Here is a 21,403-nt window from a genome sequence, read left to right on the forward strand (position 1 = left end):
ATTGCTGTTCGATAAATGATTGTATTCTTACAGGCGCTTGGCTGTTCTACTCGACTTCGCTGAATAAATCAATAATGTCCTGCTTGGACTCAGCAGTGAGAATGTGATCGATCGTCTTCGGATCTGAACACACGATTGCAATATTCGCCAGCAGATCCAGGTGCTCGTCGTTTTCACCGGCAATGCCGAAAATTACTTTCGCCGTATTGCCTTCCCCAAAGTCGATACCTTCCGGGACAACAGTGATCGCAATGCCCGTTGCATGCACATACTGTTTGGCATTATCCGTCCCATGCAAAATCGCGAGAAAATTGCCCATATAAGTAGTTTTTTGTTCTTCGCGTTCCAGCATTTTATCGATGTATTCTTTATCAACATAGCCATTAGCCACTAAAATTTCACCGGTGTTCCGGATTGCTTCCTCTTTACCTGCCGGCGTGGCATTCAACTCGATATTCGCCGCCGTTAATACATCTTTACTCATCCTATCCCTCCTATTTCTATTCCGCTGTCAGATTCAATTACCACTTCATATTCTGAATGCGTTCCTGCAAGACCGCTCTGGCTTCTTCCGGTACCGGCCAGCTGCTGATTTCATCCAGCAGACCAGCTTTCGTCCCGAATCCTTTGACGAATCCATTCAGCCGCGCGGCGAATGTGGAATCCGTCATATCTTCCGGCCCCACGTACAGATCGGCCAATTGAGAGAGTGCTTTCGGGTAGCGTTTCAGGTAATACTTCTGATGCCGCTCTTCTGCGAGCGTGAAGTTTTTAAATGGCGCAATATCTGTACCGACTTCTTCGCCGAGCTCCGCTTCAACTTCCGCTTTCACCCGCCGGATCGTCTCTTCCTGTTCGTCACTCCGGTAACGGAGCAGCGAGATATACTGCCGGCCTTTGTATTCGTCCCGATTCGCATAATGATTTGCCCAAAAATAGCGAAGGATATCTTCATATGGCAATACTGCCGGATCAAAATCGATTTCCACCGTCTCTGTATGATCGCCCATTCTCCGGTATGTCGGATTTATCGCTGTCCCGCCCGCATAACCGACACGGGTTCGGATAACGCCCGGCAAGGCGCCGAACATGGCATCCGGACTCCAGAAGCAGCCCATGCCGAATGTCGCAGTTTCGGTTGCGGCGACCCCGAGCCCCGCTTCAAGTTTCTGAATCGTATTGGATGTTACCGTCACTTCGTCTCCTCCTTTGGAACGCTTTACTTTCTCTTTACCCTCTTCGCCCGTTGCGATAAGCGTTCGTTTTCAAATATCGGCAAATGCAGGCTGAAATAAATGAGATTTGCCTGAACGCGGATAAGCACCCGCTGAACACGGATAAGCACCCGCTAAACACGGATAAGCACCCGCTGAACGCGGATAAGCACCCGCTGAACACGGATAAGCACCCGCTAAACACGGATAAGCACCCGCTGAACGCGGATAAGCACCCGCTGAACGCGGATAAGCACCCGCTGAACGCGGATACATACTTCCTACCACTCACATTAAGAAGCCGCACGCAGGCTGCATGCGGCTGTCTTTTATGTCCCCGTTAAGATGTCCGCTTCCAGCCGCACTTCCACATTCCCTTGAATCGCACGGGTGATCATGCAGGAACTTTCCGCTTTTTCCGCGAGCCGCTGACAGAGCGCAACATCCTTTTCGGATGCGTCCGCCTTCAGCACAATGCGCGGCCGGTGGATGATCGTCTTGTATGTGATAATGCCGTTCGTCACATCAACAAGCCCTTCCGATTCCATCGTCAATGATTCTTTGGCAAGCTTGCTGCGTTCCATCATCGCTGCAAGCGTGATGATGTAACAAGTGGCAGCAGCGCCCAGAAGCATCTCGTCCGGATTGGTTCCGACACCGGGTCCGTCCATTTCCGGCGGGATAGAAATCTGCGTCTTCAAATTCCCGGTTTCAATGGTGCCGATATCGTTGCGGTTGCCCGGCCAATCGGCCTTTAAGTGAAAACTATGGATTGCCATCTGCATCTCTCCTGTCTCAAACGTTTTTGGAATTGCTTTCCTTCAATAGTTTGATGATCTCTTCATTCTGCTCCTTGATATCTTTCAAATGCTTGTCCCGCTTATCCGTCGTCAGCAGCATAATGACGATAATCGCAATGCCCATGATCAGAATCATTCCACTTCTCCTTCCAAAAAAGCCTGTGCTTCTTCCAGTCTCGGCATCGCCGTCAATGCGCCTCTTTTCGTCGTGCACAAGGCTCCGAGTTTATTGCCGAAAGCGGCACAGCGAATGATCTCCTCCCGCGTTCCCGGAAGTCCGTACAGGTGGATATGCCGCAGTACGCCTGCCACAAATGCATCCCCGGCACCTGTCGTATCGACCGGCGGCACAGGCACCACCGGTACATGGATGCTCTCACTGCCACTCACAGCACGCGTACCATTCTCACCGTCCGTAATGAACAGCAGCGGAATCTTGAATCCCGCCAGCCGGCGAAGCCCCTCATCAATCGACTCGGTCTCGGTTAAAAACGCCAATTCTTCTACTGTCATCTTTACGATATCCGCCTGCTGCAAAAATTCATTTACCGTCCGGCGGCACTGGTCTTCGCTGTCCCATCGGAGGGGCCGGATATTGACATCCAGTGAACAAAGGACGCCATATTGCTTGGCAAGACGGACAGCGGACCGCGTCGTTTCCAATGCCGTCGGCTGAAACATAGTGCCGGAACAGAAATGAAAAGCGCTGGCTGTCTCGAAAGCTGCCGCTGATAAATCGGCCGGTGCCACTTGGATGTCCGGCGTTTCGTTTTCGTAAGATGCGAAGACCCGGTCGAATTCCGGCGTCAGATGCACATAAACGCCGCTCACCCGTTTTTCAGGCACCGACACAGCGAATGCCAGATTCACATTCTCCTGTTCCAGTTGCTCCCGGAAAAACCGGGAATCCCCGTCGTCTCCCGTCACCGTAATGAAAGCGGACGGCAGGCCAAGCCGACCGGCACCAGCTGCCACGTTAACCGTTGCGCCGCCGAGATGCCGGCTGAACTCAGTGTTGTCCGTCCCTTTGCTGAAATAATCGATAAAGGCATCCCCATAGGTTACGATACTTTTTATATCCTTGATGAACTTTGCTTCCCCGTCACGGACAGCGATTTCCCGGTAGCCGAGCGCGGCATGAGCATGCCGGCTGTGCTCGTTGTCTTCTTCCGAGTCCGAGGCCATCCGGTTCAGGCCTCTGGCGGCAGCCCAGATTTCTGCCGCTTCCGCCAATCGCCGGCCGGCCCCTTGCCCCCGGCATTCTCCCCGGACAAACCAGCCTTCCATATATCCGCAACAGCCGGCTTCTCCATGTGCATTTCCATGAATCGATACTTCAAGGAAACCGGCTGCCTCTCCATCCTTTTCTGCCAAGAATGCGGTCAGATTGTCCGAATTCAACTGTTCCCCGATTTCCGCTTGGTGTTTTTCTTCAGGGCAATGCGGCCACAGCTGTCGCCGCATTTCAAGCCACATCTCCCTGTCTTGCAGTTCCATTTGTCGAATATGCATATCTGCCCTCTTTTTCACTGTTTCCTGCTATTCTACCACAAGAAAATCCGGACGATAAATCGCCCGGACTTGACTGTAAATAATTGATTTTCTTATTCAAAAGGAAGAGGCAACATGAGTCCCAGCTGTACATACTCTCTTTAGAATTGACTTGGTTAACCGACAAGAGCCGTGTACTTTTCATATGTCAGCATCGCATGCAAAACTTCCCGAGCCGTTACTCCATCCTTCCGCAGATTATGAATGGTTTCGTTTTTGGCTGTCGCTTTTTCCGCCACCGGCTGCAGTGATTCTTCCGTCACTGTTCCAATCCCCAAATCTCTTAGCGATGTCGGGAGACCAATCTGCCGAAAGTATCCGGCAAGCTTACCCGCTTCATCCCAGCGGTCTTCCAGAACCAATTGAATCAAAATCCCGTACGCCACTTTCGCACCATGCTGGACATGATGAGTTTCATCAAGTGCCGTTAATCCGTTATGAATAGCGTGTGCTGCCGCAACGATCCGGGACGGATCACTGAACCCGCCAACCATTCCCGCTGTCATGATGATCGTTTCAGCTGTCTTGATGAAGCTGTCGTTCAGTTCCTTTTGCCGGGCTGCGGCCATTGCCGCTTCTCCATGCACGAGCAGTTCATCATAACAAAGTTTAGCTGCAAACCGGGCGATTGTAACTGGAGCTGTGAAGGTATCCAGTTTTCGAAACTGCACATCCGACTCATACCATTTGGCGATTGTGTCTCCAATGCCGGCCGCCAGCATCTCCTCTGGTGCCCGTAAAAGTATATCCGGTTCCAGCAGGACCAGTGATGCATTTTTGGGGTGGATGTCGAACCGGACATATTTGCCGGCATCATAAATCACACTGAGCGGTGTCCAGGCAGCACAATTGGAAGCAACTGTCGGAATCAGTACTGTTTCCTTGCCGGCAACACGGGCTGCCGCTTTTGCTAAATCCAAAATCTTCCCGCCTCCGATTCCGATAATGGCGTCTGCCTGTCCGGCACGCAATGCGATACGTTCAATTTCCGCAAGTGAACATTCCCCGCCATACTGGATGAACACAGCATCAATCTGTTCAAACGACGGGAAATAAGGGCTGGCTGACTCCCACGACTTTTTCCCATGGATGACCAACACAGTTTTATAGTTGAGAGCGGTCAAATGCGCTTCCAATCTGCTCAAAGCACCCGTTTCACATATATACGCATTCGGCGCTCCCTGCACAATCAGGTTTTCCATCGCTGCACCTCTCTCCGTCCGTTTATTCCTCTGTCATCCACTCCGGCTTGCCGAAGCCTTCAAATTCTGCATCGATCACTTCTTCAAATTCCGGTGATTCCACAATTTCCACCAGATCCGCTGCGAGTTCGCTGTCTTCATTGTCAGCTGTCACGGCGACCACGTTACGGTACTGATCCGGCATGTTCTCAAGTGCCAATGCATCCAGCAGGTCCATTTCTGAAGCAAGTGCATAATTTCCCGGAACAGCTGACAGATCAGATCCTTCCACTGCCCGCGGCAGCTGGCCGGCATCAATTGGCTGGAATTTCAGATTCTTCGTGTTTTCAATGATATCCTGCTCGGATACCGTCAGTGTCTCCGCTTCCGGGTCAAGTTGGATCAGGCCTTCATCCTCAAGAATCAGGAAAGCACGGGCTGCATTCACCGGATCATTCGGAATGGCGATTGTAGCACCATCTTCAATGGCATCGATTGAATCAAAAACATTCGAATAAATCCCCATTGGTGCGGTCGGAACCATAATGAGTGCCGACAAGTCCATGCTGTGCTGTTCTTCAAAGCTTTCCAGATAAACTGTGTGCTGGAACAGGTTCGCATCCAAATCGCCGTTGTCGAGTGCGATGTTCGGCTGGATATAATCGCTGAATTCCCGTACATCTACTTCATAGCCCAGTTCTTCAAGCTGCGGAACAATCGCTTTGTTCAGCATGTCACTATAGGGTCCGGCCGTCGCACCAAGCGTGATCGCCTGCGTTTCCCCTTCAACTCCTGCTTCTGAAGTAACTTCCGCCGCTTCCTCTTCCCCACACGCGGCGAGGGCCAATGCGCTTGCTGTCAATACCAATCCGAATTTTTTCATTTTCATTCTCTCCTATCGTTTATCGATTGTTTTGGATGTCCAGTCGCCCGCTTGCTGAATCAGCTGAACGAGCACAATAAGTATGACGACGGTCACAATCATGATGGTGTTGTCATACCGGTAATAACCGAAGCGGATCGCGAGGTCGCCGATGCCTCCGCCTCCGACCACGCCTGCCATCGCAGAGTATGCGATAAGGCTAATCAATGTGAGCGTAATCCCTTGGATCAGACTCGGTTTTGCTTCCGGCAGCAGCACATCCTTGATAATCATGAATGGCGTCGCCCCCACCGCAATGGCGGCTTCAATAACGCCTTTATCAATTTCCCGGAACGATGTTTCAACAAGCCGGGCAAAAAACGGGATGGCTGCGACCGATAGCGACACGCTTGCCGCATATGGGCCGATCGTCGTTCCGGCAATCAGGTTCGTCAGTGGAATCAGGGCCACCAGCAAAATGATGAATGGAATCGACCGGATCATATTGGCGATGAATCCAATTACCGACTTGGCAAACCGGTTCTCCCAGAACAGTCCTTTATCCGTTGCAAAAAGCAGGATTCCGAGCGGCAAACCGATAAGGAAGGCAACGCCGAAGGAAATACTGATCATGATCAGCGTTTCAAAAAATGCCTGCTGGATATCCGGCATCAGCTCGATAATGCGTCCCCATTCAACGCCCATGATTCATCACCTCCACTGCTGCCCGTCGGCTCTGCAGATACTCAAGGGCATCGGTGACCGCTCCCCGTTCACCTGTGAGTTCCATAATAAAGATGCCGAGCGGTCTCTCTTGAATGTATTCAATGGCCCCATGAAGGAAATTCCCTTTTACCGCATGCCGCTGCAGCATGTCTGCAATGACGCCCTCTCCGGCGACGTCTCCTTTAAACAACACGCGGACGAGGGTACCCCGTACGGAGGCCAGTACCTGTTCCGGCACATCAAATGACACCACACTTGAGATGAATTCCCTGGTCAGCTCTGTTTGCGGACTCGCAAACACATCGTAGACCGCTCCTTCTTCAATTACACGTCCACCTTGCATGATGGCCATCCGGTCACAAATTTCCTTCACCACATTCATTTCATGCGTGATAAGCACGATCGTAATGTTCAGCTTCCGGTTAATTTCCTTCAGCAGGCGGAGAATCGAAAGCGTTGTATTCGGATCCAGCGCTGATGTCGCTTCGTCACACAGCAGCACTGTCGGATCATTCGCGAGCGCCCGGGCAATTCCCACCCGCTGCTTCTGGCCGCCGCTCAGCTGACCCGGAAAAACATCCCGTTTATCTGCCAGACCGACCATCTCCAGCAATTCCTCAACCCGGGGCCGGATCTTTTTTGCCGGTGTACCCGCAGCCCGGAGTGCGAATGCAACGTTGTCGTAGACCGTTTTTTGGCTGATCAAATAAAAATGCTGGAAGATCATTCCGATTTTCAGTCGGGATTTCCGCAATTGGCCGCTGCCCAGTTTCGTCAAATCGGTCCCGCCAATCCGGATCACACCTGAAGTGGGACGTTCCAGTAAATTGATGCAGCGGATGAGTGAACTCTTCCCGGCGCCGGAATACCCGACGATCCCGAAGATTTCCCCTTCCCCGACCGTCAGGGAAACATTGTCCACACCAGTCACGGTTCCATATTTCGTTTTATATGTTTTCGTCAGTTGTTCAATCTCAATCATAATTTCACCCCAAAAATAAAAGATGCCCCTTTCTTTTAATCAAGAAAGAGGCATCGAAACGGTTAAGTTCTCGACTTATCTCTCAGAATGCGGATGCATTCTGTAGGATTTGGCACCTTCCCATTGCTGGGGGTTGCCGGACGTCACAGGGCCTGTCCCTCGGTCTCTCTCGATAAGATCGTATGCAATTGTTGATTATCTTACTCACTTTTTTCCGCAGTGTCAATCACTTTTTCAAAATACTCGAATAAATCCATTCCCGCCGGTCATCAAACACCGGAATCCGCCCGCGCACTTCGTCCACTTCGTCCAATGTGATATCCGCATAGCCGATTTCTTCTTCGGTCCCGAGTTCCATCCGCACGTCACCCCACGGGGCAATGACCATCGAGTGACCGCCGAATTCGTTGGCCGGATCACTGCCGACCCGATTCACCGCCACAATGAAGCATTGGTTCTCGATTGCCCGCGCCTGCAGCAGAATGCGCCAGTGATCAATGCGTGGCGCCGGCCATTCCGCCGGTACGAACAGCACTTTCGCTCCTTCGAGCGCATGGCGCCGGAGCCATTCCGGGAATCGGAGGTCATAGCAGATGACACCGCCGGCCGGAATGCCGTTCAGCTCAAACAAATTGGCCGACTCACCCGATTCCAAGTGGATGTGCTCATCCATCAGTCCGAACAGGTGCGCTTTGTCATACTCCGCAATCGTTTCACCGCTGCTGTTTACTACGTACATGGTATTTGTAAATCCATGATTCTTCTTCGACGATACGGATCCGCCGACGATGTGAACGCCATGCTCTTTGGCAAACGCCGCCAGGAAAGATTCCGCCTTTCCATCTCTGTCCGCGAGTTCTTCAAGCTGCGTCAGCGCGTATCCGGTATTCCACATCTCGGGCAGCACGATGACGTCCGCCCCGTTCGCTGCCGCTTCCCGCATCCGTTCTTCCACGTGCGCAAAGTTCGTTTCAGGTTCGCCGAATACGATATCCATTTGTATGCAAGCTATTTTCAATTTATACGCCTCCAGTAGACAATGCTACGTAAAATGTATAAGATTCTGAGTACACATGCAACTTTTCTGACAAATGGAGGTTTAGCAATATGGAATTTTCTAACCGGCTGCAGCAATTGCCGACCCAATTTTTCGCCAAGCTGACGAAAGACGTCCGGCAGGCTGTCGCAGAAGGACGGGATGTCATCAACCTTGGACAGGGCAATCCGGATCAGCCGACACCGCCTCATATCGTAAAAGCGCTGCAGGACGCAGCAGCGGATCCGCAATCGCACAAATATTCCCCGTTTCGCGGCACCGATGAATTAAAAGAAACAGCAGCTGCCTTTTATAAGCGGGAATACGATGTTGATATTGATCCCGCCACCGAAGTGGCTGTCCTGTTCGGCACGAAGATCGGACTGGTCGAGCTTCCGCTATGCCTTATGAATGAAGGCGAGCTGATGCTGCTGCCGGATCCGGGTTATCCGGATTACCTGTCGGGCACCGCCCTCGCCGGTGTGCAATATGAAACAATGCCGCTGACCGGGGAAAATAATTTCCTTCCCGACTACAGCACCGTTCCTGAATCCATCAGTGATCAGGCAAAGCTGCTGTATCTCAATTATCCGAACAACCCGACCGGCGCGACTGCCACCCAGTCGTTCTTTAATGACACAGTCGCATACGCGAAGAAGCACGACATCGGTGTCGTGCACGATTTCGCTTATGGCGCAATCGGCTTTGACGGCATTAAACCGCCGAGCTTCCTGCAGTCCGAAGGCGCCAAAGACATCGGCGTCGAATTGTACACGCTGTCGAAGACGTATAATATGGCCGGCTGGCGGGTCGGCTTCGCGGTCGGTAACGCGCAATTTATCGAAGCGCTCAATCTGATTCAGGATCATTTATTCGTCAGTCTGTTCCCTGCGGTTCAGCATGCAGCGGCAGCCGCATTGAGCGGCAGTCAGGAACCTGTCGATGAACTAGTCGCATTGTATGACCGCCGCCGGAAAACGCTCGTGCGGGAAGGTGCGCGCATCGGCTGGAATTTCGATGCACCAAAAGGGTCCTTCTTTGCCTGGCTCCCGGTTCCGGAAGGGCTCACGAGCGTTCAATTCGCTGACCGGTTATTGAAAGAAGCCGACGTCGCGGTAGCGGCTGGCAGCGGGTTTGGAACGGGCGGCGAAGGCTACGTCCGGGTCGGCCTCCTTGTGGATGAAGACCGGATCGCAGAAGCGATGCAGCGAATTGCCAAACTGGATTTATTTTGACCGGCCGGATACGGCTTTCCGATTAACTGTTCAGAAAATTATAAACTAAGTGTTGACATCTTCAATTCCTAGCATTATGATAGGTTTTAAATTTAATAATTTCTTATCGAGAGAAGCCGAGGGACTGGCCCGTTGACGCTTCAGCAACCTCTGACATCGTCAGAAAGGTGCTACTTCCAGCAAGATTTATTCTTGAGAGATAAGAGCAGCATAATGCGACCCACTGCCCTCTTTTTCTCTTAACCGGAGAAAAAGAGGGCTTTTATTTTTCAGCCCACTAAAGAAAGGAAGATGAACATGAGTGAAATCGTCATATTATCCGGGAGTCCGTCCGAATCTTCACGGTCGGAAACCGTTCTGCATTATTTAGGTTCACTGCTCCAACAGGAAGGCTTTTCCGTCACCCATTTATCAGTCCGGGATGTGCCCCAGGAGGATTTATTCACCGGCAGGTTCGACAGCCCGGCCATTGCGGAAATCAGCACGTTGATCCATGACGCGAGTGGCGTAATTGTCGGTTCCCCCGTCTATAAGGCAGCTTATTCCGGCGTCCTGAAAGCCTTGCTTGACCTGCTGCCGCAGGACGCGCTGCAGGATACACCAGTCCTGCCATTGATGACCGGCGGCAGTCCGAATCACCTGCTTGCGCTCGAATATTCGCTGAAACCGCTGCTCGCCACATTGAAAGGGCAAAACCTGAAAGGCGTTTATCTGGTGGACAGCCAAATCGACAAGTCGAACCCGGCGCAGCCGATCCTGGAAGATGACGTCCGGCAGCGGCTCACGAAGCAGCTCGCCTATTTTGTGAAAATCATCGGTAAACAGCAGGAAAGCCTGCGATAGCACATACGAGCAAAAGGAGGAATCATACATGACCAATAAACGGATCTACTTGAACGCATTCGATATGAATTGCGCGGGACACCAATCGCCCGGACTGTGGACACATCCGGAGGACGAATCTCATAAATATAAAGACAGTGAATACTGGATTGAATTGGCGAAGCTGCTGGAGAAAGGCAATTTCGATGCCGTTTTCCTAGCGGATGTCCTTGGCACTTACGATGTCTATGACGGATCCCGTGATGCTGCGGTCCGGCAAGGCGCCCAATCACCTGTCAACGATCCACTGTTGGTCGTGCCGCTCATGTCAGCTGTGACTAAGCATTTAGGGTTCGGTGTAACGGCTTCGGTCACACACGAACACCCTTACACGTTCGCCCGCCGCATGTCGACACTCGATCACCTAACGAACGGCCGTGTCGGCTGGAACATCGTCACTTCTTACTTGAAAAGTGCAGCCGTTAACATCGGTAAAGAAGATCAGATCAAGCATGACGAGCGCTATGACATTGCAGAAGAATACCTTCAAGTCGCCTATAAATTATGGGAAGGCAGCTGGGAGGACGATGCGGTCATCCTCGATAAAGCGAATGGCGTCTACACGGATCCTTCAAAGGTCCATGATATCGGCCACGAAGGGTATTATTATAAAGTTCCGGGTGCTCACTTGACGGAACCTTCCCCACAGCGCACGCCTGTCCTTTATCAGGCAGGTGCTTCCAAAAAGGGCGTGGCGTTTGCCGGGAAACACGCCGAATGCGTCTTTATCGGTCCGCCCAATATCGAAGCAGCCAAAGGGTCTGTCCAAAAAATACGGGCAGAAGCGGAAAAAGCGGGGCGGAACAAAGAGGATGTCAAGATTCTCAGCCTGCTGACACCGATCGTCGGAAGAACAGAGGAAGAAGCACATGAGAAATTCAACGACTATAAAAAGCACATCAGCCACGAAGGCGCACTCGCCTTGTTCGGCGGCTGGACCGGCATTGATTTGTCCGCCTACGCACCGGATCAGCCCCTCGAGTATATCGAAAACGATGCGATTCAGTCGGCGCTCGAGAATTTCACGAAAATCATTCCAGGCAAAAAACCGACCGTCAACGATATCAAGGAATTCGTCGGCATCGGCGGACTTGGCCCGTACACCGTCGGATCTCCCGAGCAGATCGCCGACACACTGGAACAATGGGTGAACGAAGCGGGAGTTGACGGCTTCAATATCGCTTATGCGATCACACCGGGAACTTTCAAGGATTTCATCGAACTTGTCATCCCGATCCTTCAGGAACGCGGACTGGTCCGGACGGAATACGAAGGCACTTCCCTTCGCGACAGCTTGTTCGGTGAAGGTGACCGTCTACCGGACCGGCACCCGGGCAAGCAATTCGCCTGGCAGCAGCTGGCCATAAATAAATAAACACAGCCAAACAGCGGCCCGGAACTGTTCCGGGCCGCCTTTTGGCATCAAACTGAAACTTTCATGTTTTATCGGTCTCCAGCCGGGTGTTTTTCGGCGGATGCGACCGCATTCCATACTTGATGTCCTGCTTTCTCTGCAAGTACTCCGCATTCAGCAATCCGGAAAACAGCACGATCGTCGCCGTCAGATAGAACCAGCCGACCAACACAATAATTCCGGACAATTGCCCATACAGGCGGGAGTAGCTCACTTCAGCCGTGTAATAGCCAAACAGCAGGGACGCAATCTGCCAACCGACTGTCGACAAAATCGCACCTGGCAGGACGGTGCTGAACCGGATGGGCTGGTTTGGCACAACCCGGAAAAATACGAGGAAAAACAGGAAAATGAACAGCGTGCCAAGTCCCCATTTGATGATCCGCCAGACATAGAGCGCACCGGACCATTCATCGAGCACATTCAAGTAATCAGCAGCCCAGCGCAGCCACTGCTCTGCGAACGGCAGCAACAGCGAGACCGGAACGATGATCATAAACAGAAACGTAATGCTCAGATCCCGGGCAAGACCTTTAAGAAATGGCAGTTTGCTCGGTGCCCCGTAAGCATGATTCAATGTGCGGGCCAATGACTGGACTGCCATGGAGCTGACCCAAAAAGCACTGATCAGGGAAACGGACAGGATCCGCCCCTTCCCTTCATCGAGAATTACCCTTACGTTATCAGCGATGAGTGTAAACGATTCGCCAGGCGCGAATGGTTCGATGAAGTTCAGCACCGCTTCCTGGTCCACCGGAAAATAACTGATGAGTGACAGCATGAAAATAAGGAACGGTAAGATGGAAACAAGCAGATAATAAGCCGTTTGCGCGGCCCTGTCGTAATAATGATCTTTGAAGAACCGCCGGCCGGTCCGTTTGAATAAATTCATTCACACTCCTCCGTTCTTTTTCCCATTCTTATTTCCATAGTAGCGAACAAGCGGCACCAGTTCCAGTTTTGCCAATGAAGACAGCGCTTGGTACAATTATTGCAATAGTCCAAAAGGAGGCAGACCTCTATGAATACTGTAGCGAAAAAAGATGCCGTTTATGCATTCTCGGCAGCCAATGAACCGGTGCTGCACGTTTCCCCGGGCAGCACGGTGACGCTTGAAACATACGACTGCTTCACAGATCAGATCCAGTCAGCTGATCAGGAAGTGGCAGCAATTGACTGGGACCGCATCAACCCGGCGACCGGTCCTGTTTTTGTGGAAGGTGCCAAACCTGGTGATGTGCTCCGGGTATCCATCGATAAACTTGAAATCGGCAGCCAGGGTGTCATGGTGACAGGGCCGGATCTCGGCGTCATGGGACACCGGATGGAAAAGATGGAATCGAAGATCATTCCGATTGAAAACGGCAAAGCCGTATTCAGCGATCAGATTCACCTGCCGCTGAATCCGATGATCGGTGTGATCGGTGTCGCCCCGGAAGGCAAACCGGTATCCTGCGGCACGCCGGGCGCTCATGGCGGGAACATGGACACAAAAGAAATCACGGAAGGGGCGGCGGTCTACTTCCCCGTCTTCACAGAAGGCGCATTGTTTGCCGCCGGTGACTTCCATGCAGCCATGGGGGACGGTGAAATCAGTGTCTCGGGGATCGAAGTGCCCGGACGGGTAACAGTGACGCTCGACCTCACAGAAGGACTTCACTTGAATTACCCGCTGCTTGCCAATAAAGACGGCATCGCGCTGCTCGTTTCCGCAATGACGCTTGATGAAGCAGTGAAAATTGCTACAGAAGAGATGATCGACCTGTTGCTGCCGCACACGGATCTCTCCGTCAGCGAAATGACGATGCTTATGAGCGCCGCCTGCCATGTCCAGGTGAGCCAAGTCGTAGATCCGCTCATGACCGTGCGCTTTTTCGTACCTCAGCATATCCTGGATTCATTGACCATCCGGCTGCTCAGTGGAAGAGAGTCAGAATCGTCCGACTTTTGAGGAGATGACGAGCGCATCCGCCTTATTTCAATGAGGCGTAAGTGAGTCGGTTTTCTTTTGATTTCGATAATTCCGAACGGTATACTGAAGATAAGAAAACAGGTGTTCGGGATGCGGTTGGATGAAAAAAGGAGAGCAGTTCGACCATTACGGGGTCAAGGTTCGCCTGCAGTTGAACGAAGACCAGCTGATTCAAGTGAAAAAGACCTTTGTCTGTCGGCGTTTCCTTTACAACCACCTGCTCGACAAGCGAAGCAAGGCGTGGGGTCGGCGCAACGAATCGCTGAATTTGAAGAAGCAGAAAGAATTCTTGAAGAACATGAAAGAGGCCTTCCCATGGCTGAAGGAAGTGGACAAATTTGCGCTTGAGAATGCGGTCTTTGATCTCGACCGGGCGTACCAGAACTTCTTCGAAAAACGGGCGAACTACCCGGTGTTCAAGTCGAAGCACAAAAAACAATCGTACAAAACGAACCAGACGAACAACAATATTGTGTTATCCGCAGAGTTCAAGCAGGTAAAACTGCCGAAACTCGGCTGGGTGGCCTGTGCAGGCTCGGAAAACGTGCTGCGGCGGGCGAAAAAGCAAAACCACCGCATCAGCAGCGCGACCATCACCGAGAAAGCGGGCGTCATCACCTGTTCGCTTTTGTTCGAGAAGGAGAAAGCGAAGCCGGTCCATCGGCGTTCTGCTAAAATCGGCATCGATATGGGGCTGACGTATCTGTTCATCGATTCCAACGGCCATAAGGAGCCGAATCCCCGCTATTACGGGAAGGCCCAGAAACGGCTGGCAAAACTTCAGCGGAAACTCGCCAGCCAGCAGAAAAGCAGCCACCGCTACGGGAAGACGAAACGAAAAATCGCGAAGCTGCACGTGCTCATCGCCAACCAGCGGAAAGACCTGCACCACAAACTTGTCAAGCGCATCACCGACGACAACCAAGTCGTGTGCGTGGAGAACCTGCACATCCGGGGCATGGTGAAGAACAAACGGCTGGCAAAGCACATCCAGGACGCCGCCTGGTATCAGTTCCGCCGTTTCCTGACGTACAAAGCGGAAAGAAAAGGCGGACAGGTCCTGCTCGTCGACCGTTGGACAGCCACGTCCCGCGTCTGTTCGCATTGCGGAAAAAAGAAGACGCTTCTGAACCTGAACGAACGGAAATGGATCTGTGCGGCGTGCCGCACCGAGCACGACCGCGACATCAACGCAGCGGCCAACATTTTACGTGAAGGCTTGAAACAAATCGGGTAACCCCCGCTGCCGCTGGAACAGCGGCCGATGCGCATGGAGGGCCGGTAAAACCAATGAACCGAAAGGGGAAGGGGACGACCCGATGAAGTGCAGAAAAGTTCGGAAGGCCCATCACGGTAAACATGGCCGAGGGTCATTGCCTTTCGAAGCTCCCCATTTCAATGGGGAGTAGTTCACCGATCAGCCATAGTATGGTACACTCAAGGAAAATGACAGATTGGGTGATCATGTGGTAGGACGTAATGATCCGTGCCCTTGCGGCAGCGGAAAAAAGTATAAGAAATGTCACGGAGGGATCCAGCAGGCGACCTCCGTCAGTGATCTTGTGAGAGACGAACTTTTCAAAGTGCGGCAGCAATTCTTCTCGGAGTACCCGAATCGCAGCCAGCTGCAGGAGTTCCGGCAGCTTCAGCAGGAATGGCAGCCCCGCCTGATGCAGTCGATGGATGAAACCGATGCGCAGGCATTCGTGATCGAAAACTTCCTGTTCTCGGAAAAACCGGAACTGTGGCAGGAATTCATCCCGAAACAGACGGACCTTGCACAGCGGCCGACGACGAAGGAAGTGCTCGCTTCCTGGACAAATGTCCAGCTGTTCCTCGGTCAGTTCATCGGAGGCAATGAGCAATCCGGCCAGTTGCGGGATGCCTTTACAGGCGATACGTATACTGTAACGGATGAGCCGCCAACCGATATGGAAGAAAATCAGGGACTGATCGCCATTCTGCTCCCTGATCCGCGTGCAGGTGAAAACGGCCGCCTGTTCCTGAACGGATATTTGACAATCGTCGGTGACTTTGTTCAGTTCTTCGAAGAGTTCAATGCAGCGGTTGCGGAAGCCGGCATACAAAATGGAGCCGAATACCTGGCGAGCCATTATCTGAATACAGTTGAACTCGCCGTTCAGTTCTCCAACCGCTCGACAAAGGAAGAAAAAATCGAGTCGGAGCTGACACCTGAACAGCAGGCAGTGCTGGATGAACTGGCGAAACATGTAGCAACAAGCGATTTTGATGATGAAACAGCCGCAAAAGTAACCGGTATGCTATCCGATTACCTGGTCAACGAACAGCCGGCTGTTCTGAAATCTGAAACGCTCGCTGCCGGTTTCTGGCGCTTCCTGCAGGATCAGGAAATCATCGCAGGGCCGCAGCTTACTCAAAAAGAACTGAGTGAGAAATTCGGTGTTTCAACCGGAACGATCCTAAAGCGCTCAAAGGAATTCAATGCGTTTTTCGGAGCCCGTCCCACAGCTCAACAGAAGTAACATCAATTAGAAAAGCCCCCGATCAGCTCATATAAGCTGATCGGGGGCTTTTCCTGTGACTCACTATGCCATCTTAAAAATTCTCTGCTTCCTCCAGCAAAGTCTTCACTTTCTTCAAGAGCCGTTCCCGCCGCTTTTTCATGCCAGCCAATGTTATGCCGAACGCCGCCGCAATTTCCGCATTGGCAAAACGCTGAATGAATAAGTACTCCAGCAACCGCAGTTCTTCTCTGGAAAGTCCCAGTTTCTGCACCCAGTCCGGCAGCATCTCCAATTCCCGAACCGGTGCCGGAATCTGTTCAAGCACGGCCGTCTCACCCGTTGTTTCACGTTCCATCAGCCGCGTTTCTCTTTTCAATTCATCCAGCATGGCCCCTTGGATGCTGCGGTATGCAAACGGTGCAAACTCCCCTTTGGAAGGATCATACCGCCGCCATGCCTGCCATAATGCAATTCGGCCAGCCTGCCGAAACCCATCAAAATCACGATAGATGTTCAGTCGCCGGATTGTTGCCGAAATCATCGGTTCATACTGCATTGTCACTTCTTCAAAGCTTTCCATCAGTCCGTCCATTCGACTGTGCACGAGCCGCTGTATTCCCGGGTACAGTAAGCATAAGCAAGTAAGCAGGAGCAGGCGAATACGCATTTAGAAAGAATCCAAAAAACAAACGCACGGTTCAGGAGGTGAAACTTCGTGTTTTGAGGCATTTTAGGTCAAAAAACGCTATATTTTCAGGAAAGTTATTATTGTGAGAAAAGTTAGCAAATGGTAGAATTTTCTTGCAAAGCTGTCTTCGGACCAGCGGAGATAGGAGGAGGAATGAGGTTGAAGAAATGTGATTCGGAGTTTATCGATCACAATACGCTGGCAGTGACAGCGCTGTTTACACATGGCATGAGATCAAGAATTTATACACGGAACGGTATCCGTGATTCCGCATTAACCCCGCTTCAGTTGATTGACCGGGCCTGCATGCGCTATGCCTCCACATATGAAGGCCGAGTCGCCGCTATCCGTTATTCATTGGACCTGCACAAGAAGACACCCGTTCTTATTTCACCAAATGACCTTGGTGCGTTTCCGACGATGTCACCGAAACACCTGGAATGCGCTTGGATATTCAATCACGAGTTCATGCTGGAACCGGCAGAAATGCAGACCCGGCTTATCTTCGAACAGAATATCTCTGTCACATTGAATGTTTCCATGCATACGATAAAGAAACAGAAATCCAGGCTTTACGAAATCTTGTACTTCTACTCCAAGGACCGCCGCCCCATCCGGCTGTAAACTCCAGCTGGGACAATACTTTCAGCAAAACAAAAAACTCCCTGAAGGACAGGGAGTTTTTTGCCGTTATGCAGCCTGCTAGACAATAATTTGGATGATGAGCAGAAGTGTAACTGTCCGCAGGAGCGGCTTGATATATTGCGGTTTGAGAAGTGCGGCAAGCCGCACGCCGACCTGGGCACCGCTCAATGAACCGAGGAGCAACGCAATCGTCATGGGCCAAATGATTTTATCTGCCGCAATGTAAGTCGCAGCAGCACCAATACAGCTGGAGAACACGGCAATCCGGCTCAGTCCGACCGCACGCATATAGGAAAGGTCAAGCCGGCCGAACAGCATCATCAGAAGGGTGCCGCTTCCGGGACCGAACATCCCATCGTACATGCCTGTCCCAATCAGTCCCGCGCCCCCTTTTCCGTTTAGTTTGAATTTATTGGCCCCGCTGAATCCCCGCTTACCGATGAAAGAGACGATGAAAGCGAAAGTCAGCAGGACCACGGCCATCCCATACATCGTTTTCTCAGAGAGACTGACAGCCAGCGAACCGCCGATGATCCCGCCAGTCAGGCTGAGCGGAATTACCAGCAGCGCTTCTTTGAAAGTTACTTGTTTTCTGCGGTATACCACCAGAAAACTCGACAGCGAAGAAACGGTATTCGAGACTTTATTGGCTCCGATTGCCGAATGGACCGGTAATCCAAGCATTAACATGGCCGGCAGACTGATCATTCCGCCGCCTCCTGCCATTGTTCCGAGCGTCGTTGCTGTTAAGCCGATGAAAAATAGGGTAATGAATTCCATAGAGGTTTCCTCCTTGCTTCCTATAGCATACGCCTGGAATCCATATAATAAAATACGATTGTTTTTATAAAAAATGATCGAAAAAACTTATGAAAGGAAGACACCTATGTTTGAAATCACTATGCAAAGCGCGACACGGATTCTTACAGTCGGTACGCTGGCTTACATAGGCCTTGTCGTCTTTTTGCTCATTTCCGGCAAACGGACATTGTCTAAACTGAATGCGTTCGACTTCATTATCACAATTGCGCTGGGCTCAACGCTCGCGACCATCTTGTTAAGCAGCTCTGTCAGTTTGCCTGAAGGGCTCCTTGCACTGGCTTTACTTGTCTTTCTGCAGTTTGCAGTTACGTTCACCGCATCGCGGGTGGATTGGTTCAGCAAGCTGATAAAAGAAGAACCGCAATTGCTTTATTTAGAAGGAAATTTTCTGAGGGGATCCATGAAAAAAGCGCGGGTGGAAGAAGTGGAAATCCTGCAATCGATCCGTTCCCAAGGGATCGGTTCACTGGATGAAGTATCAGCAGTCGTGCTTGAAACGGACGGCAGTATGTCCATCATCAAAAAAACTGCCGGCAATACACTCTCGAACGTCGAAAAGCCATCTATCTGATGGCTTTTTCACTGTCTTTAGAATTTCTTCTGTTGTGCTATAGTATTTTCAGGAGGAATGGATATGACAGAACTGATGACAATTATGGCGACGAAAGAATTTCAGGAGAAACAAAAATTGAAAAAGCAGCTCGTTGCTCTGGGCATCAGCGCGGGAGATTCCATCATGGTACATTCATCACTCAGTGCAATTGGCTGGGTTGCCGGCGGCGCCCAAGCAGCAGTGGAGGCACTTCTGGAGACTGTCACCGAAACGGGAACCGTCGTAATGCCGGCCCAGTCCCCGGACAACTCAGACCCGATGTACTGGATGGCGCCTCCGGTACCGGAAGACTGGCATCAGGCTATCCGCGACAGCTATCCAGCCTATGATCGGCACCTGTCATCACTTCGCGGAATGGGCCGGATCGCTGAGTGTTTCCACCGCCATCCCGGCACCATCCGCAGCATGCACCCGGCTCACTCGTTCATGGCGTGGGGACAGCACGCTGCTGAGTGGATGAGTGACCATCCGCTCGAAGACTCATTCGGTGAGCACTCCCCTCTTGGCAAGATGATGAAAGCCGACGTGAAGATTGTGCTGATCGGCGTGGGCTTCGATTCCTGCACGGCCTTGCATTTCGCGGAATTTGCACAGGACAATCGGACAGTTTCTCCGCAGGGAGCAGCAATGATGCATAACGGGCAACGGGTTTGGCGGGCGTATGACTGCGTCGACACCGATTCCGACAGATTTCCGGAGATTGCAGCCGCATACCCGGGCAGCATGACTGAAGGATTTCTCGGACAGGCAAAGACGATCATCATTCCGATGAAGCCACTTGTGGAATTCGGCATTACCTGGCTGAAAGATCATCCCGCAACAAAAGAAGAAAGCTGATGCCGGAAAAAAACGGCGTCAGCTTTTTTAGTCCGCAGTGAAAGCAAGCCAAAAAAAGAAAAACCATGAACATTCGGTTCATGGCACAGGATGACTGCAGGGTTTTTTACTGGATAATCTCCGCTAAAATCCCTTCCAGTTTTTCATTATTACCATAGAATGAGTCCACAAATGCATTAATGATAAAAGCTGGCTCTTCAACCTGTTCCCATCTCACTTCATGCCCCGCACCCAACATCAATTGACGGGCAAATTCACGGATGGTCCGCCCGTTCCCTTCCCGAAACGGATGCAATGCATTCAATTCGCTCAAGTAATAGGCAAGCCGCGGAATCACTTCGTATCTGTTTTTCCCTCTTAAATACCGCTCCTGCTCAAGCTCTTTAAAAATCCGCTTCAGCTGAGGTTCGATGAAATCCGGATGCGCGAAAGACGAGTGGCCTTTTGAAATCATTTCTTTCCGTAATTCGCCTGCGAACGCATAGATATCCTGAAAGATCTGATAATGAATTCGAATCAGCGCATTCAGGTCCGCCGGGACTGCCGGTTCACTGACATACAGCTCGGACAGCCGGTACAGTGTATAGACTTTCTCCACTTCCTTCAGTTTCTCTTCATCCTGAATGCCGAATTTGTTGACCAGCACGTCTGTACCAGGATAACAGTACATGGACGTATGCCGGTACTTAGACATTGTACCGGTTTTTTACGGCTTCCTGAAATTGCCGTTCCGTCCACTCGCCGGTCAATAACAGACGTACAAGATTCCGGTCCTCTCCTGATACTTCAAATCCTTCAGTCACAAGTGAATGAGAAGCGCTGAATAAGGCCTGTTCAGCCTTTTCCGGAGAGACTTCCTTTACTGATTTTGTCAACGGAACAACCACCTTTCGTTCCATCCATTATAGCATTTTCCCGGCTTGGCATCCATGAAAATCAGCTGTTTCTCTCTCATTAAAAGAACATGTATTCCCTTTTTTCGCTCAAAAAATAACAGCTGTTCCAGCAGATACAGCCATTGGGTTTCTAAGACTTGAACTGCAGGCCACGAGAAAAGGGCGCACCTGAACGGCCGCCCTTTTCCTTCTAGATTTTCTGTTCCTGCAATGCTTCTGTCTCTTCTGCCGAAAATGGACGCGACCGGGTCAGGAAGCGCTTGCCTTCCACGCCTTCCAATGAAAACATGCCGCCTCTGCCGTCCACGACGTCGATGATCAGCTGGGTGTGGCTCCAGTAATCGAATTGGGATTTGTGCATATAGAAGTTGCTGCCGCCGATTTCCCCGAGCAGCACATCCTGATCCCCGATCAGAAATTCCCCTTCCGGAAAGCACATCGGTGAACTGCCGTCACAGCAGCCGCCCGACTGATGGAACATGACCGGTCCATGCTTATCCTGCAGCAGCCGAATCAGGTCCAGCGCCGCCTCTGTCGCTTTGACGCGTTCAACCATCTCTG

At 51.5% G+C, this 21,403-nt stretch carries 26 protein-coding genes and 2 riboswitches; of the genes, 9 read left to right on the forward strand and 17 right to left on the reverse strand.

All coding sequences use genetic code 11. The features are described from left to right. Window positions 1-46: 46 nt before the first annotated feature. The 11 genes from B0X71_RS15925 to B0X71_RS15970 form a co-directional block, all read right to left on the reverse strand. Window positions 47-484: a PTS mannitol transporter subunit IIA gene (locus B0X71_RS15925; RefSeq protein WP_077590347.1), complete on the reverse strand. Its 438-nt coding sequence runs from the start codon at window positions 482-484 to the stop codon at window positions 47-49. A gap of 37 nt (window positions 485-521) precedes the next feature. After that, a complete protein-coding gene (locus B0X71_RS15930) occupies window positions 522-1,196 on the reverse strand; it encodes a peptide-methionine (S)-S-oxide reductase MsrA (protein ID WP_232336715.1) in 675 nt (224 codons plus the stop codon). A gap of 69 nt (window positions 1,197-1,265) precedes the next feature. Then, complete coding sequence (locus B0X71_RS15935) at window positions 1,266-1,490, reverse strand: hypothetical protein (RefSeq protein WP_077590348.1); 225 nt, start codon at window positions 1,488-1,490, stop codon at window positions 1,266-1,268. A 53-nt stretch (window positions 1,491-1,543) separates the two neighbouring features. Beyond that, window positions 1,544-1,993 (reverse strand): OsmC family protein, encoded by a 450-nt coding sequence (locus B0X71_RS15940; RefSeq protein WP_077590349.1) that lies wholly within the window; start codon window positions 1,991-1,993, stop codon window positions 1,544-1,546. Between the two features lie 16 nt (window positions 1,994-2,009). Then, window positions 2,010-2,150: a hypothetical protein gene (locus B0X71_RS21030; protein ID WP_156889892.1), complete on the reverse strand. Its 141-nt coding sequence runs from the start codon at window positions 2,148-2,150 to the stop codon at window positions 2,010-2,012. After that, window positions 2,147-3,526, reverse strand: a complete 1,380-nt coding sequence (locus B0X71_RS15945) for a PfkB family carbohydrate kinase (RefSeq protein WP_332309454.1) — start codon at window positions 3,524-3,526, stop codon at window positions 2,147-2,149. Before B0X71_RS15945 ends, B0X71_RS21030 begins: the two co-directional genes overlap by 4 nt. A 155-nt stretch (window positions 3,527-3,681) precedes the next feature. Beyond that, complete coding sequence (locus tag B0X71_RS15950) at window positions 3,682-4,767, reverse strand: iron-containing alcohol dehydrogenase family protein (protein ID WP_077590350.1); 1,086 nt, start codon at window positions 4,765-4,767, stop codon at window positions 3,682-3,684. Between the two features lie 22 nt (window positions 4,768-4,789). Then, window positions 4,790-5,629 (reverse strand): MetQ/NlpA family ABC transporter substrate-binding protein, encoded by an 840-nt coding sequence (locus tag B0X71_RS15955; RefSeq protein ID WP_077590351.1) that lies wholly within the window; start codon window positions 5,627-5,629, stop codon window positions 4,790-4,792. Between the two features lie 12 nt (window positions 5,630-5,641). Next, entirely contained in the window at window positions 5,642-6,313 is a 672-nt protein-coding gene (locus B0X71_RS15960) for a methionine ABC transporter permease (protein ID WP_077590352.1), read from the reverse strand. Further along, on the reverse strand, window positions 6,303-7,316 hold the full coding sequence (locus B0X71_RS15965) for a methionine ABC transporter ATP-binding protein (protein ID WP_077590353.1): 1,014 nt from the start codon (window positions 7,314-7,316) through the stop codon (window positions 6,303-6,305). Before B0X71_RS15965 ends, B0X71_RS15960 begins: the two co-directional genes overlap by 11 nt. A gap of 72 nt (window positions 7,317-7,388) precedes the next feature. Beyond that, window positions 7,389-7,495, reverse strand: a riboswitch (SAM riboswitch). A 47-nt stretch (window positions 7,496-7,542) separates the two neighbouring features. Next, entirely contained in the window at window positions 7,543-8,334 is a 792-nt protein-coding gene (locus B0X71_RS15970) for a carbon-nitrogen family hydrolase (protein ID WP_077590354.1), read from the reverse strand. An 89-nt stretch (window positions 8,335-8,423) separates the two neighbouring features. Here B0X71_RS15970 and B0X71_RS15975 point away from each other — a divergent pair, with 89 nt between their 5' ends. The 3 genes from B0X71_RS15975 to B0X71_RS15985 all read left to right on the forward strand — a co-directional run bounded on the left by B0X71_RS15975 (window position 8,424) and on the right by B0X71_RS15985 (window position 11,844). Continuing rightward, window positions 8,424-9,587, forward strand: coding sequence for a pyridoxal phosphate-dependent aminotransferase (locus B0X71_RS15975; RefSeq protein WP_077590355.1), 1,164 nt, complete (start codon window positions 8,424-8,426; stop codon window positions 9,585-9,587). A gap of 100 nt (window positions 9,588-9,687) precedes the next feature. Then, window positions 9,688-9,793: riboswitch (SAM riboswitch) on the forward strand. A gap of 91 nt (window positions 9,794-9,884) precedes the next feature. Then, window positions 9,885-10,430, forward strand: coding sequence for an NADPH-dependent FMN reductase (gene ssuE, locus B0X71_RS15980; RefSeq protein WP_077590356.1), 546 nt, complete (start codon window positions 9,885-9,887; stop codon window positions 10,428-10,430). Window positions 10,431-10,458: 28 nt separating this feature from the next. Continuing rightward, complete coding sequence (locus tag B0X71_RS15985) at window positions 10,459-11,844, forward strand: LLM class flavin-dependent oxidoreductase (RefSeq protein WP_077590357.1); 1,386 nt, start codon at window positions 10,459-10,461, stop codon at window positions 11,842-11,844. A gap of 61 nt (window positions 11,845-11,905) precedes the next feature. On the opposite strand, the gene B0X71_RS15990 is transcribed toward B0X71_RS15985, so the two are convergent. Continuing rightward, window positions 11,906-12,775, reverse strand: coding sequence for a YihY/virulence factor BrkB family protein (locus B0X71_RS15990; protein ID WP_077590358.1), 870 nt, complete (start codon window positions 12,773-12,775; stop codon window positions 11,906-11,908). Between the two features lie 129 nt (window positions 12,776-12,904). Here B0X71_RS15990 and B0X71_RS15995 point away from each other — a divergent pair, with 129 nt between their 5' ends. The 3 genes from B0X71_RS15995 to B0X71_RS16005 all read left to right on the forward strand — a co-directional run bounded on the left by B0X71_RS15995 (window position 12,905) and on the right by B0X71_RS16005 (window position 16,359). Next, window positions 12,905-13,834, forward strand: coding sequence for an acetamidase/formamidase family protein (locus B0X71_RS15995; protein WP_077590359.1), 930 nt, complete (start codon window positions 12,905-12,907; stop codon window positions 13,832-13,834). A gap of 121 nt (window positions 13,835-13,955) precedes the next feature. Further along, a complete protein-coding gene (locus tag B0X71_RS16000) occupies window positions 13,956-15,092 on the forward strand; it encodes an RNA-guided endonuclease TnpB family protein (RefSeq protein ID WP_077590360.1) in 1,137 nt (378 codons plus the stop codon). 217 nt (window positions 15,093-15,309) lie between these two features. After that, on the forward strand, window positions 15,310-16,359 hold the full coding sequence (locus B0X71_RS16005) for a winged helix-turn-helix domain-containing protein (RefSeq protein WP_232336716.1): 1,050 nt from the start codon (window positions 15,310-15,312) through the stop codon (window positions 16,357-16,359). A 73-nt stretch (window positions 16,360-16,432) separates the two neighbouring features. On the opposite strand, the gene B0X71_RS16010 is transcribed toward B0X71_RS16005, so the two are convergent. Further along, window positions 16,433-16,921, reverse strand: a complete 489-nt coding sequence (locus B0X71_RS16010) for a sigma-70 family RNA polymerase sigma factor (RefSeq protein WP_077591046.1) — start codon at window positions 16,919-16,921, stop codon at window positions 16,433-16,435. Between the two features lie 267 nt (window positions 16,922-17,188). Here B0X71_RS16010 and B0X71_RS16015 point away from each other — a divergent pair, with 267 nt between their 5' ends. After that, the gene (locus tag B0X71_RS16015) at window positions 17,189-17,653 is read left to right on the forward strand and encodes a competence protein ComK (protein ID WP_077590361.1); all 465 of its coding nucleotides are present in this window, start codon (window positions 17,189-17,191) and stop codon (window positions 17,651-17,653) included. A gap of 78 nt (window positions 17,654-17,731) precedes the next feature. On the opposite strand, the gene B0X71_RS16020 is transcribed toward B0X71_RS16015, so the two are convergent. Next, a complete protein-coding gene (locus tag B0X71_RS16020; RefSeq protein ID WP_077590362.1) occupies window positions 17,732-18,454 on the reverse strand; it encodes a sulfite exporter TauE/SafE family protein in 723 nt (240 codons plus the stop codon). Window positions 18,455-18,560: 106 nt separating this feature from the next. On the opposite strand from B0X71_RS16020, the gene B0X71_RS16025 reads away from it, so the two are divergent. Continuing rightward, window positions 18,561-19,067, forward strand: a complete 507-nt coding sequence (locus B0X71_RS16025; RefSeq protein ID WP_077590363.1) for a DUF421 domain-containing protein — start codon at window positions 18,561-18,563, stop codon at window positions 19,065-19,067. Window positions 19,068-19,130: 63 nt separating this feature from the next. After that, window positions 19,131-19,946 (forward strand): AAC(3) family N-acetyltransferase, encoded by an 816-nt coding sequence (locus B0X71_RS16030; RefSeq protein ID WP_077590364.1) that lies wholly within the window; start codon window positions 19,131-19,133, stop codon window positions 19,944-19,946. A 106-nt stretch (window positions 19,947-20,052) separates the two neighbouring features. Here the strand turns inward: B0X71_RS16030 and B0X71_RS16035 are convergent, their stop codons facing one another. The 3 genes from B0X71_RS16035 to B0X71_RS16045 form a co-directional block, all read right to left on the reverse strand. Continuing rightward, window positions 20,053-20,640: a Fic/DOC family protein gene (locus tag B0X71_RS16035; protein ID WP_077590365.1), complete on the reverse strand. Its 588-nt coding sequence runs from the start codon at window positions 20,638-20,640 to the stop codon at window positions 20,053-20,055. Beyond that, window positions 20,633-20,821, reverse strand: coding sequence for a hypothetical protein (locus tag B0X71_RS16040; RefSeq protein ID WP_232336717.1), 189 nt, complete (start codon window positions 20,819-20,821; stop codon window positions 20,633-20,635). Before B0X71_RS16040 ends, B0X71_RS16035 begins: the two co-directional genes overlap by 8 nt. Window positions 20,822-21,032: 211 nt before the next feature. Continuing rightward, entirely contained in the window at window positions 21,033-21,398 is a 366-nt protein-coding gene (locus B0X71_RS16045; protein WP_077590367.1) for a DUF779 domain-containing protein, read from the reverse strand. Between the last annotated feature and the right edge of the window lie 5 nt (window positions 21,399-21,403).

Origin of the sequence: Planococcus lenghuensis, assembly GCF_001999905.1 — a bacterium.
Lineage (GTDB): Bacteria > Bacillota > Bacilli > Bacillales_A > Planococcaceae > Indiicoccus > Indiicoccus lenghuensis.

Bases quoted from the DNA above. Each gene is read 5' to 3' on its own strand.
- B0X71_RS15985 (WP_077590357.1), top strand. From the start codon at position 10,459: ATGACCAATAAACGGATCTACTTGAACGCATTCGATATGAATTGCGCG.
- B0X71_RS16025 (WP_077590363.1), top strand. From the start codon at position 18,561: ATGTTTGAAATCACTATGCAAAGCGCGACACGGATTCTTACAGTCGGT.
- B0X71_RS15965 (WP_077590353.1), bottom strand. From the start codon at position 7,316: ATGATTGAGATTGAACAACTGACGAAAACATATAAAACGAAATATGGA.
- B0X71_RS16020 (WP_077590362.1), bottom strand. From the start codon at position 18,454: ATGGAATTCATTACCCTATTTTTCATCGGCTTAACAGCAACGACGCTC.
- B0X71_RS15995 (WP_077590359.1), top strand. From the start codon at position 12,905: ATGAATACTGTAGCGAAAAAAGATGCCGTTTATGCATTCTCGGCAGCC.
- ssuE (WP_077590356.1), top strand. From the start codon at position 9,885: ATGAGTGAAATCGTCATATTATCCGGGAGTCCGTCCGAATCTTCACGG.
- B0X71_RS15940 (WP_077590349.1), bottom strand. From the start codon at position 1,993: ATGGCAATCCATAGTTTTCACTTAAAGGCCGATTGGCCGGGCAACCGC.
- B0X71_RS15955 (WP_077590351.1), bottom strand. From the start codon at position 5,629: ATGAAAAAATTCGGATTGGTATTGACAGCAAGCGCATTGGCCCTCGCC.
- B0X71_RS15975 (WP_077590355.1), top strand. From the start codon at position 8,424: ATGGAATTTTCTAACCGGCTGCAGCAATTGCCGACCCAATTTTTCGCC.
- B0X71_RS16000 (WP_077590360.1), top strand. From the start codon at position 13,956: ATGAAAAAAGGAGAGCAGTTCGACCATTACGGGGTCAAGGTTCGCCTG.
- B0X71_RS15925 (WP_077590347.1), bottom strand. From the start codon at position 484: ATGAGTAAAGATGTATTAACGGCGGCGAATATCGAGTTGAATGCCACG.
- B0X71_RS15945 (WP_332309454.1), bottom strand. From the start codon at position 3,526: ATGCATATTCGACAAATGGAACTGCAAGACAGGGAGATGTGGCTTGAA.
- B0X71_RS15935 (WP_077590348.1), bottom strand. From the start codon at position 1,490: ATGTATCCGCGTTCAGCGGGTGCTTATCCGCGTTCAGCGGGTGCTTAT.
- B0X71_RS16045 (WP_077590367.1), bottom strand. From the start codon at position 21,398: ATGGTTGAACGCGTCAAAGCGACAGAGGCGGCGCTGGACCTGATTCGG.
- B0X71_RS15950 (WP_077590350.1), bottom strand. From the start codon at position 4,767: ATGGAAAACCTGATTGTGCAGGGAGCGCCGAATGCGTATATATGTGAA.
- B0X71_RS16030 (WP_077590364.1), top strand. From the start codon at position 19,131: ATGACAGAACTGATGACAATTATGGCGACGAAAGAATTTCAGGAGAAA.
- B0X71_RS21030 (WP_156889892.1), bottom strand. From the start codon at position 2,150: ATGATTCTGATCATGGGCATTGCGATTATCGTCATTATGCTGCTGACG.
- B0X71_RS15960 (WP_077590352.1), bottom strand. From the start codon at position 6,313: ATGGGCGTTGAATGGGGACGCATTATCGAGCTGATGCCGGATATCCAG.
- B0X71_RS15990 (WP_077590358.1), bottom strand. From the start codon at position 12,775: ATGAATTTATTCAAACGGACCGGCCGGCGGTTCTTCAAAGATCATTAT.
- B0X71_RS16035 (WP_077590365.1), bottom strand. From the start codon at position 20,640: ATGTCTAAGTACCGGCATACGTCCATGTACTGTTATCCTGGTACAGAC.
- B0X71_RS16010 (WP_077591046.1), bottom strand. From the start codon at position 16,921: ATGGAAAGCTTTGAAGAAGTGACAATGCAGTATGAACCGATGATTTCG.